This is a genomic window from Arthrobacter ipis (assembly GCF_014694315.1).
Taxonomy (GTDB): domain Bacteria; phylum Actinomycetota; class Actinomycetes; order Actinomycetales; family Micrococcaceae; genus Arthrobacter; species Arthrobacter ipis.
In genome coordinates this window covers 424434-442414 of record NZ_JAAOXD010000003.1, presented here as the reverse complement: position 1 = coordinate 442414, position 17981 = coordinate 424434, and the positions used below count along the sequence as shown (strand labels likewise).

Sequence of the window (17981 nt, the reverse complement as noted above, 5' to 3'; positions counted from 1 at the left end):
CCTTGGCCGCCTCATGTGATTGTCCGCCGGGTCCGGGGTACATCGGGGGAATGCATTCCGGACCCGGCGTTCTGAAGCAACGGTTCGCGGCGACCTTTAGCTTCAGGGACAGGAACAGTCTGCGGCCTGCGCATTATGAAATGCGGGTGCTACCTGATAGTCGGGCTTCGTTTTCACCCCCTGCGTGGGGGGTTGGAGGCCGTATGCCCGAGGTTTTCCCAAGCTTCGCCTAGTATCGCCCTCATGAAGAGATGGGCCGAAGAGCACTGCTTCCAGGCAGCCGTCATGACTGTCGTGCTCCAGACCATTCGGGAGACTGTCTTGACGAATCCCGGCTAATGAAGCGCGGGACGAAACTCGCGTCTGCCCCTCGTGAGCGCAGGGCGCCTGTTTTGCCAGCGCGAAAAGCGGCCACGGGCAGGATTGGTGCCCTGCCCGTGGCCGCCAGACGTGTCAGAGGATGCGGGCTACTGGCCGCCGCAGAACCTGCTGTAGGTGCTGCCGGCCTGCTCGTAGCCGGTCTTCAGGCCGGTGAGCTTCGCCTCGTCCGGGGTTTCCTTCGCGGACTCGTCCGTGTATTCAAGGATGGCCTGCAGCGCGGGCCGCAGCTCGTCCGAGGACACTGCCTCGATGGGACGGATCTGGTTGGCCAGGCGGGTCATGCCGGTCTTGCCGACGGAGTTCGCAGGATTCGAGACAACCGTCCGGATCCGGTCGCACGTCTGTGCGGTGGTGAGCTGCGGTGCGGCGCAGGCGGAAGCGGAGAGGACGAACCCGGCGGCAAGCAGGGCGGTGGTGAGTTTCTTCATGTTTCCCTCAGTAGTTGATGTCAATCGATTGTAAGCAGACGCAACCGGCTACGGACGGACGGGTCACGGCTGTTGCTAGCAGCCGCCGGACTGTTCATCCGCCAACTGTTCGTCCGACTCGATCCGGCGAAGCTCGGAGAGCCGCTCTGCGATGCGTGACAGGACGGCGGCAAGTTCATCAGGAGCGTTGCCCTGCGGCGCATCAAGCGGATGGCCAAGCGGGGCCGGGGCGATGAGGAACGGAGTGATGTCGCGCTCGTGGAGGACGTCCAGCAACGCCATGAACCGCTGCCAGTCGGCCGGGTCGGCTGCGGACTCCGCCGAAGGCGAAGGGATGCCGTCCACCACCCACGCGGGAAACCTTCCGGCCAGCAGAACATAGTCCGCCGTCGCCCGGCCCCCGCCGCACAGCTCGGCGAAGCTGGCCCACAGGATGTCCGGGTCCGCACCCTTGACTGGCAGCGGACCGGTGGGCAGCGCCAGGACGTCCCGCTGGGAAGCGGAGGGCCGGAACAGCCCGTAGGCGCCCAGCTGCCGTTCCGTGCCGGGCGTGATGACCAGACCCTGATCAAAACCGGCCACTAGAGCCAGCCCTTCCGCTTGAAGATGAGATACATCAGCGCGGCGGTGGCGGCCATCAGCAGCATGGCCATGGGATAGCCGTAGGCCCAGTGCAGCTCCGGCATATGGTCAAAGTTCATGCCGTACACGCCGGCCACAAAGGACGGGGCGAAGAAGATGGCCGCCCAGGACGAGATCTTCTTTACCTGCTCGTTCTGCTGTGCGCTGGCCTCGTTCTGCCGGTTGGCCGTGAGCGTGCCGTCCAGGGTCAACGCGTTCTGCAGGAGGTCACGGAAGGAATCGGCCCGCGAAATTACGCGCTCCACGTGGTCCTCGACGTCCCGAAGATTGTGCTGGAGCTCAGCGTCGGCTGCGAAGTCGTCAAATCCCTCGTTGAGCTGCTGCATGATGGCCGGCAGCGGATGGATGGCCCGCTGGAACTGGATGACCTCGCGCGCGAGTTCATAGATGCGGCGGGACACCGCGGAGTCGCCGGAGAAGAGCTGGTCTTCGATTTCGTCGATGTCGTTCTCCAGCCCGGCCACCACCGGAGCGTAATCGTCCACCACCTGGTCCAGGAGCCCGTACAGCACTGCCGGCGGTCCGTGGCGCAGAAGGTCCGGCCGCGACTCCAGGCGGCGGCGTACCTGTCCCACACCGGACATCTCCGCATGCCGGACGGTCACCACGAAGTTCCTTCCAACGAAAATATGGAGCTCGCCGAATTCCACGGTTTCTGTGTCGTCGCGGTACCGGGCCGGCCGCAGAACAGTGAAGAGGCTGTCGCCGTAGCGCTCCAGCTTTGGCCGTTGGTGGGCCGAGATGGCGTCCTCGACGGCCAGGTCGTGCAGCCCGAACTCCTCGGCGACGGCGGCCATTTCGGCTTTCGAGGGACGGTACAGGCCTATCCAGGCCATGCCGCCATGGCTGTCGAGCGTCTCAAACGTTTGCTCCAGGTTTTCAGGCTCCGCGGTACGGACCCCGTCGACGTAGACGGCGTTGTCAATGATGGTCACAGTCTGCAGGTCTCCGTCTGTTGGGTCAGGACATCGCGCCGATGATCACTCCCGCTGCGGTCACAGCGAGGACATCATGGCCGGAGTCGATGAGCGTCACGGCAACAGGACGTCCGGCGAAACCGTTGTGGATTACGTGGCCTCCCACCCGGAACACCACTGCGAGCACAAAAGCGAACCATCCGCCGGCCGGTGCGTTGTCGAGTCCAAGCTTGCTGATCAGCACTGCGAGGAGGATGGCTGTCAGGGCTGCGGCCGCCATCATGGGAACCCAGACTGCGGCGCCGCCCTCCGAGTTCCTGAGGTCCTCTTCCGTCTTGCGCACGGCCTCCATCCAGCGCCTGCCGAGCACGGCGGGCAAATACCAGACGAAGCCGATGGCCATGCTCGCGATGAAAGCAAGAAGTACCGCAAGCCAGTTGACCTGAAAGAAGTAAGAGAGCCAATCCATCCTCGAATCCTATTCCGACTGAGTCCCCGCAGACTGCACGAGGCGGCTGATCAGCGGCTCGGTCCGGTACGGGATGTGCGTGTGGAGGGCCAGCACGGTTTCGGTGCGGATCACACCCTTGATACGCAGGATCGAGCGCAGCGCGGCCTGGAGATTCTGCGTGTCCGTGGCCACCACCCGGCACCAGACATCGCCCCGGCCGGAGATCTCGTGCACTTCGAGGACCTGGGGTATCAGCCGCAACGCGGCGATCACGCCGTCGAGCTCCCGGTGGGTCACTTCAATCGTCACAAAGGCGACGACGTCGTATCCCACCGCCTCGAGGTCGATCTCCCGGCCGCCGTCGTGCAGGATGCCAGAGCGCAGCATCCGGCGCACGCGGGACTGGGCAGTGTTCCTCGCAATGCCGAGTTTTTCGCTCAGCTCGCCGATCTGGACGCGTGGGTCGCGGATCAGCTCGAGCAGGATCTTCAGATCCGTGGGGTCCAAGGTGTTCAAAACGTCACTCCGGTTCATTAATCCAGCCCAAGATTGATGGTTTTGCCCAATATTCCCACAGAACGACGTACCGGGTACGCACTCCTGCCGCATTCTTTAGGTACCAAGATTCCATCCATACGAGCAGCCCCCACAAGGGGCCGGTTCCATGGACACACAGGCAAGGGCACAGGCATGACCGTCTTTAGCGAACTTCGAATGCGTCCGGCTTCAGCTACCCGCTGGGGCTGGGATGCGTCCACCACCTCACGGCTGGCCATGGCCGGCGTCGTCATTTTCACTCTCCTGGTGGGAGCAAACCTGGCGACCCCGCTGTACCCGCTGCTGCAGGCGCGGCTCGGCATCAGTTCCCTGGGCATCACCGTCGCGTTCGCCGCTTACGTCCTGGCGCTCGTGGCAACGCTCATGCTCGCCGGGCACTGGTCCGACCACATCGGGCGCCGTGCGGCCCTCCTCCTTGCCGTGCTGACGGGGCTCGCTGGTGGCCTGCTCTTTGCGAACGCGGACACTCTTGCCGGGCTGTGCGGCGGCCGGGCACTGCAGGGCGTTGCCGTTGCACTGGCCACGGGGGCCAGCTCGGCAGCACTGCGCGAGCTGCTGCCGGAGCGCCCGGAGTGGGCCTCCCGTTTCACGCTGCTGGCCTCGGCGGGGGGAGTGGCGGCGGGACCCGCCATCGGCGGGATTCTGTCCCTCCTGCCCGGCGCCACCACCGCGCCGTATCTCATCCATTCGCTCGTCCTGGCCGCCCTGCTGATTCCGCTGTACCTGCTGCGCGCCCGTCCCGCCATCAAACCTGCTGCCGGCCCCCGCCCGCTGAAGGCCCTGGCGCCGCGCCGGCCGACGGTGTCCCGGGAGGCCCGTGGGGCATTCTGGCTGGCCGCGGCCGTCGGCTTCCTCAGCTTTGCCGTTTTCGGCTTCTGCCTGTCCCTCGCGCCAAGTTACTTCGCGAAGATTCTCGGCACCGATTCGCGGCCACTGATCGGCCTGCTGGCCGGGCTCACCCTGGGCGCTTCCGCCCTGAGCCAGCTGATCGCCGTCCGCAGCAGGTTCGCAGTGCCGGCGGGGCTGGCGGTGCTGGGCGGCGCGGTGGCGCTCCTCGCTGCGGCGGCTGCCGCCGGCAACCCGTGGCTGCTGGTTGCTGCGAGCCTGGCCGCAGGCGCCGGGCAGGGCGTCGCTTTCCGGACGGTCTTCAATGACGTGGCGGGCAAGGTGGAGGCGTCCCGGCATGCACAGATCGTCAGCACCGTGTATGTGATCACCTACCTCGGAAGTGCCGTGCCGGTGGTGGGGCTGGGGCTCGCGACGGCGACCTACGGCCTCGACGCGGCCGTCGCCGGATTCGTGACTGCGTGCGCCTGCGCGGCGGGACTGCTGGCCGCGATCACCTGGCACCACAGCCTACGCCGGTAGCAGCGCCGCAGCTTCCGCCGGTAGCAGCGGCGGGAGCACCGCCGTCGTACGCGAGGACTGCAAAGAGACAGTTGCAAAGAAATGATTGCAAAATAATCATTGCAAAGAAACATTTGCAAAAGTAACCTTGCCATATGGCCACTAAGCCGAACACTGAAACCGCCGACCTGCAGGATTTGCCGTACCCCGTCCGGAAGATGGACCCGGCCTCCCTCAAGGCCCTTGCGCATCCGCTGCGCGTCCAGATCCTGGAGATGCTGTCCCGCTACGGGGCACAGACGGCGTGCAGCCTCGGCGAGCTGCTGGGGGAGTCCAGCGGTTCCACGAGCTATCACCTGCGCCAGCTAGCCAAGCACGACTTCGTTCGGGAAGTGGAGGGAAAAGGCACGGCACGTGAGCGGTGGTGGGAGCGGCCGCGCGGCGCCATTGAGGTCTCGTCACCTGAGCTTGCCAGTTCTCCTGCCACCCAGGAAGCGTCGCGGCTGGTCAACCGGGAGTTTGAACACCGCCGCCAGGCCGTGCTGGCCGATTTCATGGCCCACGGGGCGGACACCCTGGACCGCGGGTGGCTGGAAGCGGCCATCGTCAGCACCGCCAACGTGCGGATGAACGAAGAGCAGTTGGCCGCCTATACACGGGCGATGGACGCCTACTCCTACCGCCTCCTGGAGGAGATCCGGAGTGAAGATGAGCAGGAAGGCGCCCGGCCGGTCCAGATCCACTTCAACGCCTTCCCCATCCTCGGTGTCCCCGCGTCCGCCGGCAGCCGAGGCCAGCGTAAAGCGCAGCCCGCAGAGCACACCGCCAAAGCGGAATCCATCACCACCCAACAGTCAATGAGCCCCGAAAGGAAAGAGCCATGAGTGCTCTGTCGGTCAACCAGTCCATCCCCGGCTACCGCCGTGCCTCCGTGCTGGAAGCCGTGGCCGTCCGTATCGGCGCCGGCCTGGTGGAATGGGCAGAGCGGCGCCGGGCTGTTCCGGAGGAAGCCGTCCGGTTGCAGCGGGACGCCGCGCGGCGCCGGGATGAACTGAGCCTTCTCCGCGGCGACGTTCTCGGCGCAGCCCACTCGGGCCTGCTGCCTTCGCGCCGCTAGGCAGCATCGGACGGGCTGTCCCGGTGAGGGCTCAGTCCCGGTGCCGGCTCAGTCCTCGTCCGGCAGCGGCCCGTGGTTGCCTGGCATGTGCTCAAACACCAGCGTGGTTTCGGTGTGGCCCACCACGGGGTCGGTTGCGAGGTTGTCCAGAACCCAGTCCCGCAGGTCCTCGGTGGTGGCGACGGCGATGTGCAGCAGATAGTCAACCGAGCCCGACGTATGGAAAGTCGACAGCACGGCAGGCAGCTTGGGGACCCTGGAGGTGAACCGGTCGATCTGCTCCCGGTCGTGGGCGCGGAGCCGGACGGCGATGAGGGCCTGCACTGACCGGCCAATCGCGGAAAGGCTCAGTTTCGCCTCAAACCCCTGGATGATGCCCCGGTCCGAGAGCGCGCGGGTGCGCATGAGGGCGGTTGAGGGGGCGATGCCCACCAGTTCAGCCAGTTGCTTGTTGGATATCCGGGCGTCGTCCACGAGGGCCGCCAGCAGCCGCTCGTCGATAGCGTCGAGGGGTTCGTGCCCCGCCGCCGGGCGAATATTCTTCGCGTTGCTGCTCACGGATCCTCCTGAAGTGTTCTCCGTTCATCTTAGCGGCGCGAATGTTGCCAAGACATTCACCTGCGGGCGGCACGCCCGAACATCTGCAGGTTTCGTGCCCCGTTGGGCGGCGCATTATTCAGGGATGCTGCAGGCTCGCCTCATCCTGCGGTAGCCGCTGCTGCTGCCGCCGCTGCCGCCCGGAGGTGGGGTGTACGACGGCGGTGATCACCGCCGTCGTACACCCCAGAATGATGACGGCAGCAGCCAGCGCCTGCCAGCCGAGCGACTGGAACAACAGTCCTCCTGCCCAGCCCAGGATGCTGGAGCCGAGGTAGTACGCGAGGTTGTACAGCGATGCCGCCTGTGCCCGGCCTGTCTGGGCAATCGCTCCGGTCCAGCCCGCGCCGATGCTGTGGGCCGCGAAGAAGCCGCCGGTGAAGATGACGAGCCCGGCCAATATTAGGGCCAATACCTGGGTGAGGGTGAGGGCCAGGCCCGCCGCCATGACCGCAATGCCGGCCAGCAGCACCGTGCGCCGGCCGAAGCGCTGCGTCAGGGCTCCGGCCCAGCGCGAGGTCGCAGTGCCCGACAGGTAGGCCAGGAAGATGAAGCTGATGAGCGTGGCGGGGAGGCTGAACGGTTCGCCGGAGAGCCGGAACCCGAGATAGTTGTAGACAGCCACGAAGCCGCCCATCAGCAGGAAAGCCTGCACGTAAAGTGCCAGCAGCCTCGGGTTGGCCAGATGGCCGGACAGGGTCCTGGCCGCACCGCGAAGGCCTGTGCCCCGGGCCGGGCTGAAGCCGCGGGCCTTGGGGATCAGGACCAGGAAGAGCACGGCGGCCACGGTGGCCAGGATGGAGACCGCGAGCGCGGCGGCGCGCCATCCCCATAATTCCCCTGCTGGTCCGGCGACGAGCCTTCCCGCCAGGCCGCCCAGTGTGGTGCCCGCGACGTAGCTGCCCGCGGCCACGGCGGCGTGTGCCCGGTCGATTTCCTCGTTGAGGTAGGCGATGGCGATGGCAGGAATGCCACCCAACGCCATGCCCTCCAGCATCCGGAGGCCCAGCAGGACGGGGAAGGACGTGGCCAGCGGCACCAGCAGGCCCAGCGCCGTGGCCAGGCAGATTCCCCAGGTCATGGCCTTCACTCGCCCGATCCGGTCCGCGAGGAACGACCAGGGGATGACGGTGACGGCGAGGCCGACGGTGGCCAGCGAAATGGTCAGCGCGGCTTCAGCCGCGGTCACCCGAAGCTCGGCGGCCATTACGGGGAGCACGGCCTGGGTGGAATAGAGCTGCGCGAAGGTGGCCACGCCGGCGAACGCGAGGCCGGCCAGGATCCTGCCGTAGGCCTGTGAACCCTTCGGGTGCCCGTTCCACTGCAGGCTTCCGGGGGCGTGCTGGTGGGGCATTGGCATGCCTTCAGCGTAGATCTATGCTGACCTAGTATCCAATGCATGATTCATTGGTAATTCATGCTGAAACGGATTGAATGACGGAGGAAGGCAATGGATGTCGAGCACAGGCAGCTGGTGCAGCTGCTTCCGATTCTGCCGCTGCTGGCGGAGCTTGGGCGGACGCAGCACATCACCGAAACCGCCGAGCTGCTCGGCGTTCCGCAGTCGACGGTCAGCCGTGCGCTGGCGCGCGCCAGCGCCGTGGTGGGAACCGAGCTGCTGGTCAGGGACGGAAGGGGAGTCCGGCTGACACCTGCCGCCACGACGTTGCTGCCCTACGTGGAATCGGCGCTCGCCGAGTTCCGTGCCGGTCTGGACCTCGTCCGGCATGAATCGGAGGTGGTGCGCGGCCGGGTCGCCGTGACCTTTCAGCACACGTTCGGCGAGGCGACGCTGCCGCTGCTCATCAGCGCATTCCGGAGCCGCTATCCGCAGACGGAGTTCCATCTCCACCAGGGCTCCCGCGACAGCTGCCTGGCGGAACTCTCCTCCGGCGCCGCGGATCTCGCGCTGACCGCACCCGTGGCGCCAGCCAGCAGGACCATCGGCTCAGCCGCGCTGTACCGGGAACCGCTGCGGCTCGTGCTGCACCACCGGCACCCGCTGGCGGACCGGAAGTCGGTGGCCATGGCCGAGATCTGGAAAGACCAGTTCGTGGCGCTCGGATCCGGCTACGGGCTGCGCTCACTTACGGATGCCCTGTTCAGGGAGGCGGGCTTCAGGCCGCGGATCGCCTTTGAAAGCCAGGATTCACACACCGCGCGGGGTCTGGTGTCCGCCGGGCTGGGTGTGAGCATCCTCCCCCCGGAGGGAGGCAGCGGGCCGGGCCTCGGCGTTACGGCGGACACCGGCGACCTGCGCTGGGTCGAAGTTGCGCTGGAATCTGAACTGGCGTACCGCGAGATCGGTCTGGCCTGGCGGGAGCGCCGCAGCGTGCGGGAGAGCGAGCCCGACGCCGTCAGGCTCTTCCGGGAGCTTGTGCTGGAGGAGGGGCCCGGGCTGCTGGCGGGGCTGGTCCGGGCCCGCTCAGGCGCCTGACCGGACTCCCTGGCGCAGGGGCTCAAACCCGGCGCCGGGCGCTAATCGTCCAGGAGCGCGCCCACGGCCTCGGCCAAGGGTCCCGTCCTGGCTGAGCGCCAGCCTTTGCCTGCCCAGAGGTTCAGCCGTTGCTGGTCACCGGCAGCGGCTGCTGCCGCCCGGATGGGCGCGGTCAGATGGTGGATGGCGGGGTAGCCCTCGGGGGCGTCCCCGTGGTCGCGGACGAAGTCATTGACCAGCGCGCGCGCGTAACGGCCGGTAAACGCGCGGGTGGGTGTTGTCTCGGTGAAGAGGTCACCGCCCAGGGCGTCCTTGTGTAGCTGCCGCGCGCCGCTTTCGTCCGTCCGCAGCAGCGCCGTTCCCACCTGCGCGGCCACCGCCCCGGCGGCAATGACCGACCTGACGGCGGCGGCGTCGGACACCGCACCGGCGGCGATGAGCGGCAGGTCGACGGCGGCCGCCACCTCCCGGATCAGGTCGGCCGTCGACGGCGGCATGCTGCCAGTTTTCGTCTCAGCCAGGAACGCGCCGGAGTGGGCGCCGGCGCTGCTGTGCTGGACGACGAGGGCGTCGACTCCGCGGTCCGCTGCCAGCCCGGCCTCGGCGCGGCTGGTGACCGTGGCGATGACCGTCGACCCCGCCTTCCGAAGCGCCTGGACAACTGCGGAGTCGGGCAGCCCGAACGCGAAGCTGACCAGTTCAACCGGGTGCTGCAACAGGAGGTCGATTTTCGCCTGCCAGGCGTCGTCGTCGTCAAGCACCAGGGGCGGCACGGCCACGCCGTAGCGCCCGGCATCCTGGCTGAGGCTGCTCCTGTACTCCTCCAGCCTTGCCACGGCGTCGGGGGAGGGGTTCAGCTGTGCATGGTCAGGCACAAAAACGTTGACCCCGAACCGGACTCCGGCGTCCCGGCAGGCGCGGATCTCAGCACTGACCGCGTCCGCACTCTTGTAGCCCGCGGCGAGAAAGCCCAGTCCTCCGGCGCGGTGGACGGCCTGGACGAAGCCCGGCGTGGACGTCCCGCCTGCCATGGGCGCTGCAATGATGCGGGAATCAATCTCGGCGTGGGGCATGGCCGGCTCCTTGGGGCTAATTAGTAATCTGTTCAGGTGACTAACTCTGACAACCTATCCGGTGCGGCCCCTGCTTCGTCCAGCGCAGCCGCGTCCAATGCTGGTTCGCCCAGCACAGTCCTGCCCAGCACAGTCCTGTCCAGCGAAGTCCCGGCAGACGCTCCCGGTTCCAGCAGGGCGGGCGCCAACGACGTCGTGATCGGCCTCGACATCGGCGGCACCAAGACGCGGGGAGTCCGCTTCGAGCACGGGGAACCGGTGGCCGACCAGAGCGTGGGAAGCGCGAACGTCCAGAACGTCAGCCGTGCGGAAGCCGCGGCGCACCTCGCGGAGCTTTTCGCCAAAATCGGCCGGGGGCCGGTGGCACAGGTCTACGCCGGCGCCGGCGGGATCGACACCGATGAGGACGCTGCCGCTCTGGCCGCCCTCATCGAGCCGCACGCCCCGGGGGCACGGATTACCGTGGTCCACGACTCCCGGCTCTTGCTCGCGGCCGGTGGCGCCAGCACCGGCGTCGCAGTCATCGCGGGCACCGGATCGGCGGCCTGGGGCGCGAACGGCGACGGCGACGAGGCACGGGCGGGCGGCTGGGGCTACCTTCTGGGCGACGAAGGCAGCGGTTACTGGCTGGGCCGCGAGGCGGTCCGGCACAGCCTGCGGCGCATGAACCAGGGGCAGGAACCGGACGAGCTGACGCGGGCACTCCTGGATTCCTGCAACACCGATGACCCGAACAGACTGATCGCGCTGTTCCACTCCCCGGACACCGGGCGGCGCTTCTGGGCGCAGCAGGCCCGGCTGGTGGTGGAGGCGGCCGACGCCGGCCACAGCGTCAGCCGCGGTCTGATCGAGCAGGCGGGCAAAGACCTGGCGGAGATGGCCGCCCAGGTTTTGCAGCAGCTGGGGCTGGACGGTCCGGTCATTCTGGGCAGCGGCCTGGGCATGAACGTTGTCCGGCTGCAGGAATCATTCCGGAAGCACCTGGCCGCAGTCGGAGTCAGCGACGTGCGGATCCTGGTGCAGGACCCCGTTTTCGGTGTCCCGCTGCTGGTCCGCGGCCAGCCCTGACACCCAGGCCCTGGGACCGGGTCCTGACACCGGGCCCTAGGACCGGGTCCGCGGCCTGAGCTTCACTCCGGGCAAGGGCGGCGCGGGGATCCTGCCTGCCTCCCGGCCCGCATCCGGTCCGTGGCCGCGGACCAGCCCGAAGCGGGCAGCCTCCGCCGCTGTGCCGGGCATTTCGGCCTGCGCCTCCCAGTCCGCCCGCGCCTGGGCCACCTCCTCATGGGTCCTGCCAACGAAGTTCCACCACATCAGCAGCTCCTCCTGGAGCGGCTCGCCACCGATCAGTACGAAGCGGGTCTCCGGCAGGGCGTCCACGGCCAGGACTTCGCGCCCGGCACCCAGGTAGCCCAGCGGCCCCGGGCCGATCTCCTGCCCGTCCACCGTCAGGCCGCCGTCGAGCACCAGGACGGCGTGCTCGAACGCCGGGTCAAGCGGGAAGGAGGCGGCACCGCCGCAGCTGATGTCCGCGCCGACGATCGGCGTGTACATCGTGGCCGGCGAGGAAGCGCCGGCGAAGGTTCCCACCATCACCGCGGCGGTGAAGCCCGGGCCATGAACCGTGGGCAGGTCGCGGTGCTGCTCGAAGGCCGGAGGCCTGTCCCGCTCCCCGTCCGGCAAGGCGACCCACAGCTGCAGCCCGCGCTGCAGCGGAAGCCCTGCGCCGCCGTCGTCCGTGCCACCGCCGTCGTCCGTTGCCGGCAGCACGGCAAACTCGGAGTGCGAGACGCCACGGCCCGCGGTCATGATGTTCAGCTCGCCCGGGCGGACAATGACGTCGCTGCCAACGCTGTCCCGGTGCCTGATCTGCCCGGCCAGCGGCCACGTCACGGTCTGCAGCCCGGTATGCGGGTGCGGCAGCACGGACATCGCCGTCCGGTCAGGGCCGAAGCTGTCCAGAAAGCACCAGGCACCCACCGTCGGCAGGCCGCGCTGGGGCAGGGTGCGGAGCACCGACATCGCGCGGACCCCGCCGAGCGGCACTTCGCGTGCCGGCCACAGCTGCAGGCACGGCCCGCCTCCCGTTCCTGTGTCCGGGCCGGCGGGTGGGCAGGTTTCCTCCTGCGGGAGAAGCTCCAGATTCGTCACAGTCCCACTCTAGGACGGCTCCCTGCACGCGGATAGCGCGGGGCTACGCTGGAGCCATGAGCGTTCTCTTCGACACCCGCCCTGCCGCCTACGCGGTCATCATCCGCGACGGCGCTATCCTCCTGGCGTACTGGAAGCAGGACGGCAAGGAAGGCTGGACACTGCCCGGCGGCGGCCTGGACCTGGCCGAGCACCCCGTGGACGGCTGCATCCGTGAGGTCTTCGAGGAGACGGGCTACCACGCCGAGATCGGCGAGATGCTCGGTATCGACGTCGGCCATTGGCCGGCGGACTCGCGGCTGGACGGGGCAGACCGCGACTTCCAGGCGCTCCGCTTGGTCTATGAGGCGAGGGTGACGGGCGGCGAGCTCACCCACGAAACGGACGGCACCACCACACATGCCGCCTGGATTCCCCTGCAGGACGTCGGTTCGCTGAACAGGGTGTCCCTGGTTGACGCCGCGCTTCGGCTGTTCTCGGAGCGGCCGGTCAACGGCAAGCTGGATTCACTGGACTGATTTCCCTGCCGCCGCCTGGTTGCCCTAGCCAGCCGGCGCCCCGCTGGCTATTCTGGGGGAGTCCCCGGACCTTCTTGTCCGGCGGCGGCCAGTCCGGCATGAACTTCGTACGGGGGAGGTGGACCTGATGATTGCAGATTTCGTGCGCGCTCCGCGCCTTCTCGAAAAGTCCTTCATTACTCCTGCCCCCGCTGCTGCCCACTCTTAGCCAGCCCAGCGCGCACTACACACAGCGCACTGCTTTGCCGGTCGGCGGCGCTTCGGGGCCAACCCGAGGTTCACAGTGAAAAATTCTTCCGGCACTCGTGCCAACCAGCTTCAACCCCACATCCACAACCCAACCCCATTCATACACACTGATTTCAAAAACACTGAGCCCCTGCCCGGCCCAAGCCAGTACGGCTTCACGGAGGCCCAGGCGCAGCACTTCGCTGCCCATCCGGCCGGCGGTGCCGAGGCTGCCGCCCGCGTCGTCCGGGTGGACCGGAACCGGATCGTGGCAGCCACGGCCGACGGACTGGTGCACCTGCCGTATCCGCCCGGTACCGTGCCGGCCACCGGCGACTGGGTCTGGCTCGGCCGCAACCGGGCTGCGGAACCGGCCGTCGTCGGGGTGCTTCCGCGCACGTCCGAGCTGAGCCGTAAACGTGCCTTCGACCCGTCCACGGAGGGGCAGGTCCTCGCCGCGAACATCGACATGGTGGGCGTGGTTGTTCCCGTCGACCGTCCGCTGAGCCACAACAGGCTCGAACGGACGCTGGTGGCCGTCTGGGATTCCGGCGCCACCCCGTTGGTGATCATCACGAAGGCGGACCTGGCGGACATCGCCGACGACGTCGTCGGGAAGGTGATCCTGCAGGCCGCCGGCGTGGACGTGGTGACCACATCCGCGGAGCAGGGGGACGGCATCGACGAGCTGCTCGCCAGGGTGCGGCCGGGGTGGACGCTCGCCCTGCTGGGCCCTTCCGGCGCCGGGAAGTCCACCCTCATCAACGCGCTCGTGGGGCACCACGTCCAGTCCACCGGGGATGTGCGCGCCACCGACGGCAGGGGGCGGCACACCACGACGTCGCGTGAACTGGTGCCGCTGCCTAACGGCGCCGTGCTGATGGACACTCCCGGTGTCCGCGGCTTCGGCCTGTTCGACGCCGAGGACGGCATGGAGGAGATGTTCGGCGACCTGCAGGTGCTCTTCGAGCAGTGCCGCTTCTCCGACTGCGCCCACGACCGGGAACCCGGGTGCGCCGTCCGCGCGGCCCTCGACGACGGATTCCTCGAGGAGAGGCGGTGGGCCAGCTACGTCAAGCTCCAGCGCGAGCTCGCGGCCCTGGAACGGCGCCACGATGCTGCGGCAAGAAGGGCGTACCAGCGGGAATGGCACCAGAAGGTGGTGGTGGCCGGGCGGAGCCAGCGGGCCGCCGAACGCTACCGCCATTCCTGAAGCTGGAGTTTTGGTCCGGATAATGGCTCGAAAAGCCCTCGGAGCGCCCCTTATCTGGACAAAAACGCCTCCACCCATCCGGGCAGGGGAGGACGCCGAATCAATCGTGTTTGTCTCCGAATGATTACGGTATCCGTGCCTGCGGCGGTTTTGCTTCAGGCACTGGTTACGCTGGGTCAAGGTGCGCTTTACAGCCAAAAAACAGCGTGCTTATGATCGATTCGCTTTACCGTCCGATGTTGCCGCCCAACAGTTAGGTAAGCCGGGTATGGCCGAAGCCATGATCGAGTTCCAGAGCGTCACCAAGCAGTACCAGAGCGGGCAACCGGCGGTGGACCAGCTGAGCATGTCCATTGACCGTGGCTCCATCACGGTGTTCGTAGGACCATCAGGCTGCGGCAAGACCACCTCTCTGCGCATGATCAACCGGATGGTGGAGCCCACCTCCGGGACCATCACGGTGGGCGGGCGCGATGTCACTTCCGTGCCCGCAGCGGAGCTCCGGCGCTCCATGGGCTACGTGATGCAGTCCTCCGGCCTGATGCCGCACCGCTCCGTGGTGGACAACATCGCCACTGTGCCGAGGCTGAACGGCGTGCCAAAAGCCGACGCCCGCAAGCGCGCGGAGGAACTGCTCGACGTCGTGGGGCTGGCCCCCTCACTGGGCAAGCGGTACCCGTCGCAGCTCTCGGGCGGCCAGCAGCAGCGCGTTGGCGTGGCCCGGGCGCTCGCCGCCGATCCGCCGGTCCTGCTGATGGACGAGCCCTTCAGCGCCGTGGATCCCGTGGTCCGCGACGAACTCCAGCAGGAACTCCTGCGCCTGCAGCGGGACCTGGCCAAGACCATCGTGTTTGTCACCCATGACATCGACGAGGCCACCGTGCTGGGCGACAAGGTGGCTGTCTTCGCCGTCGGCGGCAAGCTGGCGCAGTACGCCACACCTGAGGAGATCCTCCGGGCACCGGCCAACGAGTTCGTGGCTTCCTTTGTGGGCAGGGACCGCGGGTTCCGGCACCTCGCCTTCACCACGGCCGACGGCGTCGCGGTCCATCCCGTGGACGCGGTCACCCGGGGCGGGGACGCCAGGGCCAATGCCGACGACTGGCGCCTGGTGGTGGATGACCAGCAGCGCCCGCTGGGCTGGGAAGGCCCCGGCCTCGACTCCCAGCTCATCCCGGGCGGCTCCCTGTTCCGGCCGGGCGACACCCTGCGGCGCGCCCTCGACGCCGCGCTGTCGTCGCCTTCGGGGCTCGGCGTCGCGGTCGACGGCGACGGCAAGGTTGCCGGCGTCGTCAAGGGGGCGGAGGTTCTCGCCGTCATCGAATCCGCACGCCAGGTCCGGCAGGGCGCCCTCTGATGGAGTGGTTCCTGGCGAACAGCCCCATGGTCTTTGAACGGGCTGGCCAGCACCTGGTCCTGGCCCTGGTTCCGATGGTCCTGGGCCTGCTGATTTCCATCCCGCTGGCACAGTTCTCGCGGCGGCACAGCGCACTGCGGCAGCTCGTGGCTACAGTGAGCTCGCTGCTCTACACCATTCCGTCGCTGGCGCTGTTCATCATTCTCCCGCCGCTGCTGGGGACCCGGATCCTCGACCCGCTGAACGTCATCGTCGCCCTGACCATCTACGCCGTGGCGCTGCTGGTGCGGGCCGCCATGGACGCCTTCGATTCCGTCGATGACGACCTCCGGCAGGCGGCAGTGGCCATGGGCTACAAGCCGGCCGCGCGGTTCCTGCAGATCGACCTGCCGCTGTCCCTGCCCGTGATGTTCGCAGGCCTCCGCGTGGTGTCGGTAAGTAACATTTCGCTGGTTAGCGTCGCCGCCCTGCTGGGCGTGGGAAATCTCGGGATGCTGTTCACGGACGGACTGCAGCGGAACTTCGTCACCGAAGTGGTGGTGGGGATTATCGCCATCCTGCTGCTTGCAGTGGTGATGGACGCGCTGCTGGTGATCCTGGAACGGGTCCTCACGCCGTGGACCAGGGCCGGCTCCGTAAAGCCAGACGCGCACGCGCAGTCCGGCGCTGCATTCATCGCGGACGCCAAAGTCCACGCGGGGGCCGGCTCATGAACATCTTCACCGAAACGTTCGCGTGGCTGGCAGATCCCTTGCATTGGTCCGGTCCGGGCGGCATACCCGTCCGCCTGCTGGAGCACCTGCAGTACAGCGGCCTGGTCCTCATCATCGCCGCCGCCATCGCTGTCCCGGTTGGCCTCTACATCGGGCACACCGGCAGGGGCCGCGTTGTAGCCGTGGCCGTGGCGGGCGCCCTCCGCGCGCTGCCCACGCTCGGGCTCCTGGTGCTGTTCGCCCTCGTCGCCGGAAGCGGCCTCATGCCGCCGGTGTGGGCCCTGGTCATTCTTACGGTGCCGCCGCTGCTGGCCGGCACCTACGCAGGCATTTCCAGCGTGGACTCAAACGTGGTGGACGCTGCCCGCGCAATGGGCATGAAAGAGCTGCAGGTCCTGTTCGGCGTGGAGGTTCCCAACGGGCTCCTGGTGATGTTCGGCGGCATCCGCACCGCCGTGCTGCAGGTGATCGCCACGGTGTCGGTGGTGGCCTACCTTCCGCTCGGCGGCCTGGGGCGCTACCTGTTCGACGGGCTGGTGCTCCAGGACTTCCCGAGGATGCTCGCAGGCTCGCTCCTCATCGCGGCGCTGGCGATGGTCGTCGACCTTGTCCTGGCCGCCGTGCAGCGGCTGGTCGTTTCACCGGGACTTTCCGCACGTTCCAAAGGCGGCCGAAAGGCCGCCACCGATTTCTCGGCTGCCGCGCCCGCGGCCGCCGCTGTTCAAGGAGGCACCGCATGAAGCACCCCGTCCGCACGACTCTTACCCGCCGTGGCCTGGGCGGCCTCGCCGCCGGTGTCGGCGTCGCCCTCGCCCTGTCCGCCTGCAGCAGCGGCAATCCGCTGTCATCTCCCTCCACGAGTGCAACCGGGGGCGCCACCTCCGGCGGTTCCCTCGTCGTCGGCTCCGCGGACTTCCCGGAGAGCCAGATCATCGCCGAGATCTACGCCGGTGCCCTGAGCGCGGCCGGAGTCACGGTCACCACCAAGCCGAACATCGGCTCGCGGGAGATCTACTTCAAAGCCCTCCAAGACGGCTCCATAGACGTGATCCCGGAATACAGTGGAAACCTCCTGACCGTGGCCCTGAACCCTGAAGCGACTGAAGTTGCGGCGGACGACGTATACAAGGCCGTCGTTGACAAGCTGCCGAAGGGCCTCGGCGTGCTTGAGCCGTCAAAGGCCGAGGACAAGGATGCCATGGTGGTTACCAAGGCCACGGCGGAAAAGTACCAGCTGAAGTCCATTGAGGACCTTGCCAAGGTCTGCAAGGACTTCACCATGGCCGCCCCCGCTACCTTCGAAATCCGGTCCTACGGCTTGAAGGGGCTCAAGAAGAACTATGGCTGCGAGCTCAAGGGGCTGAAGCCGTTCAGCGACAACGGCGGCAACCTCACCCTGCAGGCGCTCCTGACTGATGAGGTCCAGGTGGCCGACATCTTCACCACCACGCCGTCCATCGCCGACAACGACCTCGTTGTGCTGGAGGACCCGAAGAACAACTTCGCGGCACAGCAAGTGCTCCCGCTCTACAACGAGGCCAAGATGACGGACAAGGCCAAGGAGGCGCTCAACAACGTCTCCAAGACCCTCACCACTGAGGACCTGATCAACCTCAATCGTGCGGTGAGCGGAAGCCAGAAGCAGAACGCCAAGGACGCGGCCGCTGCGTGGCTCAAGGACAAGGGCATCGTCAAGTAGCCCTGTGGCTCACTAGGAAAGTACGACGGCGGCTGCCGGTTCCGCGGGGAACGGCAGCCGCCGTCGTACTTAAGTGGGGGACGGGGCGGGTGGGCGCCGTCCGGTCAACAGCGTGTGAGGCACGTCTCCCCGGAAGTACATCCCGCTTGTGGCA

The 17981-nt window shown here is 67.5% G+C and carries 20 protein-coding genes; 11 read left to right on the top strand and 9 right to left on the bottom strand.

Features of this window, described 5'->3' with window-relative positions:
• Nucleotides 1–467: 467 nt before the first annotated feature.
• The 5 genes from G9E11_RS09090 to G9E11_RS09070 form a co-directional block, all read right to left on the bottom strand.
• Nucleotides 468–809: a hypothetical protein gene (locus G9E11_RS09090; protein WP_102973772.1), complete on the bottom strand. Its 342-nt coding sequence runs from the start codon at nt 807–809 to the stop codon at nt 468–470.
• Between the two features lie 75 nt (nt 810–884).
• Nucleotides 885–1391, bottom strand: coding sequence for an AFG1/ZapE family ATPase (gene zapE, locus G9E11_RS09085; protein WP_190604925.1), 507 nt, complete (start codon nt 1389–1391; stop codon nt 885–887).
• A complete protein-coding gene (corA, locus tag G9E11_RS09080; RefSeq protein WP_190604923.1) occupies nt 1391–2386 on the bottom strand; it encodes a magnesium/cobalt transporter CorA in 996 nt (331 codons plus the stop codon). The genes zapE and corA overlap by 1 nt, the downstream gene beginning before the upstream one ends.
• Before the next feature lie 25 nt (nt 2387–2411).
• Complete coding sequence (locus G9E11_RS09075; RefSeq protein ID WP_190604921.1) at nt 2412–2837, bottom strand: DUF1761 domain-containing protein; 426 nt, start codon at nt 2835–2837, stop codon at nt 2412–2414.
• Between the two features lie 9 nt (nt 2838–2846).
• A complete protein-coding gene (locus tag G9E11_RS09070; RefSeq protein ID WP_190604919.1) occupies nt 2847–3353 on the bottom strand; it encodes an Lrp/AsnC family transcriptional regulator in 507 nt (168 codons plus the stop codon).
• 156 nt (nt 3354–3509) lie between these two features.
• Here G9E11_RS09070 and G9E11_RS09065 point away from each other — a divergent pair, with 156 nt between their 5' ends.
• The 3 genes from G9E11_RS09065 to G9E11_RS09055 all read left to right on the top strand — a co-directional run bounded on the left by G9E11_RS09065 (nt 3510) and on the right by G9E11_RS09055 (nt 5841).
• Nucleotides 3510–4745, top strand: coding sequence for an MFS transporter (locus G9E11_RS09065; protein WP_190604917.1), 1236 nt, complete (start codon nt 3510–3512; stop codon nt 4743–4745).
• 134 nt (nt 4746–4879) lie between these two features.
• Nucleotides 4880–5608, top strand: coding sequence for an ArsR/SmtB family transcription factor (locus G9E11_RS09060; protein ID WP_190604915.1), 729 nt, complete (start codon nt 4880–4882; stop codon nt 5606–5608).
• Nucleotides 5605–5841, top strand: coding sequence for a 2-nitropropane dioxygenase (locus tag G9E11_RS09055; protein ID WP_190604913.1), 237 nt, complete (start codon nt 5605–5607; stop codon nt 5839–5841). Before G9E11_RS09060 ends, G9E11_RS09055 begins: the two co-directional genes overlap by 4 nt.
• 48 nt (nt 5842–5889) lie before the next feature.
• Here the strand turns inward: G9E11_RS09055 and G9E11_RS09050 are convergent, their stop codons facing one another.
• Together G9E11_RS09050 and G9E11_RS09045 are read right to left on the bottom strand one after the other, a co-directional pair.
• Nucleotides 5890–6399 carry an Lrp/AsnC family transcriptional regulator gene (locus G9E11_RS09050; RefSeq protein ID WP_190604910.1) on the bottom strand — a complete coding sequence of 170 codons (510 nt, stop codon included), beginning with the start codon at nt 6397–6399 and terminating at the stop codon, nt 5890–5892.
• A 118-nt stretch (nt 6400–6517) separates the two neighbouring features.
• Complete coding sequence (locus G9E11_RS09045) at nt 6518–7798, bottom strand: MFS transporter (RefSeq protein ID WP_246468832.1); 1281 nt, start codon at nt 7796–7798, stop codon at nt 6518–6520.
• Nucleotides 7799–7888: 90 nt separating this feature from the next.
• On the opposite strand from G9E11_RS09045, the gene G9E11_RS09040 reads away from it, so the two are divergent.
• Nucleotides 7889–8875, top strand: a complete 987-nt coding sequence (locus tag G9E11_RS09040) for a LysR substrate-binding domain-containing protein (protein ID WP_190604908.1) — start codon at nt 7889–7891, stop codon at nt 8873–8875.
• A gap of 41 nt (nt 8876–8916) precedes the next feature.
• Here the strand turns inward: G9E11_RS09040 and G9E11_RS09035 are convergent, their stop codons facing one another.
• Nucleotides 8917–9948, bottom strand: a complete 1032-nt coding sequence (locus G9E11_RS09035) for a nitronate monooxygenase (RefSeq protein ID WP_190604906.1) — start codon at nt 9946–9948, stop codon at nt 8917–8919.
• Nucleotides 9949–10083: 135 nt separating this feature from the next.
• On the opposite strand from G9E11_RS09035, the gene G9E11_RS09030 reads away from it, so the two are divergent.
• Nucleotides 10084–11016, top strand: a complete 933-nt coding sequence (locus G9E11_RS09030) for an N-acetylglucosamine kinase (RefSeq protein WP_194718068.1) — start codon at nt 10084–10086, stop codon at nt 11014–11016.
• A gap of 36 nt (nt 11017–11052) precedes the next feature.
• Here G9E11_RS09030 and G9E11_RS09025 read toward each other — a convergent pair whose 3' ends face one another.
• A complete protein-coding gene (locus G9E11_RS09025; protein WP_190604902.1) occupies nt 11053–12099 on the bottom strand; it encodes a pirin family protein in 1047 nt (348 codons plus the stop codon).
• 56 nt (nt 12100–12155) lie between these two features.
• Here G9E11_RS09025 and G9E11_RS09020 point away from each other — a divergent pair, with 56 nt between their 5' ends.
• From G9E11_RS09020 to G9E11_RS08995, 6 genes are all read left to right on the top strand, one after another.
• Nucleotides 12156–12617: an NUDIX hydrolase gene (locus tag G9E11_RS09020; RefSeq protein ID WP_190604900.1), complete on the top strand. Its 462-nt coding sequence runs from the start codon at nt 12156–12158 to the stop codon at nt 12615–12617.
• A gap of 379 nt (nt 12618–12996) precedes the next feature.
• Nucleotides 12997–14058: a ribosome small subunit-dependent GTPase A gene (gene rsgA / locus G9E11_RS09015; protein WP_190605931.1), complete on the top strand. Its 1062-nt coding sequence runs from the start codon at nt 12997–12999 to the stop codon at nt 14056–14058.
• Between the two features lie 268 nt (nt 14059–14326).
• On the top strand, nt 14327–15415 hold the full coding sequence (locus G9E11_RS09010) for an ABC transporter ATP-binding protein (RefSeq protein ID WP_284691171.1): 1089 nt from the start codon (nt 14327–14329) through the stop codon (nt 15413–15415).
• A complete protein-coding gene (locus G9E11_RS09005) occupies nt 15415–16128 on the top strand; it encodes an ABC transporter permease (RefSeq protein ID WP_190604898.1) in 714 nt (237 codons plus the stop codon). Before G9E11_RS09010 ends, G9E11_RS09005 begins: the two co-directional genes overlap by 1 nt.
• A complete protein-coding gene (locus G9E11_RS09000; RefSeq protein WP_190604896.1) occupies nt 16125–16868 on the top strand; it encodes an ABC transporter permease in 744 nt (247 codons plus the stop codon). The genes G9E11_RS09005 and G9E11_RS09000 overlap by 4 nt, the downstream gene beginning before the upstream one ends.
• A complete protein-coding gene (locus G9E11_RS08995) occupies nt 16865–17827 on the top strand; it encodes an ABC transporter substrate-binding protein (RefSeq protein ID WP_190604894.1) in 963 nt (320 codons plus the stop codon). The genes G9E11_RS09000 and G9E11_RS08995 overlap by 4 nt, the downstream gene beginning before the upstream one ends.
• The last annotated feature ends 154 nt before the right edge of the window (nt 17828–17981 follow it).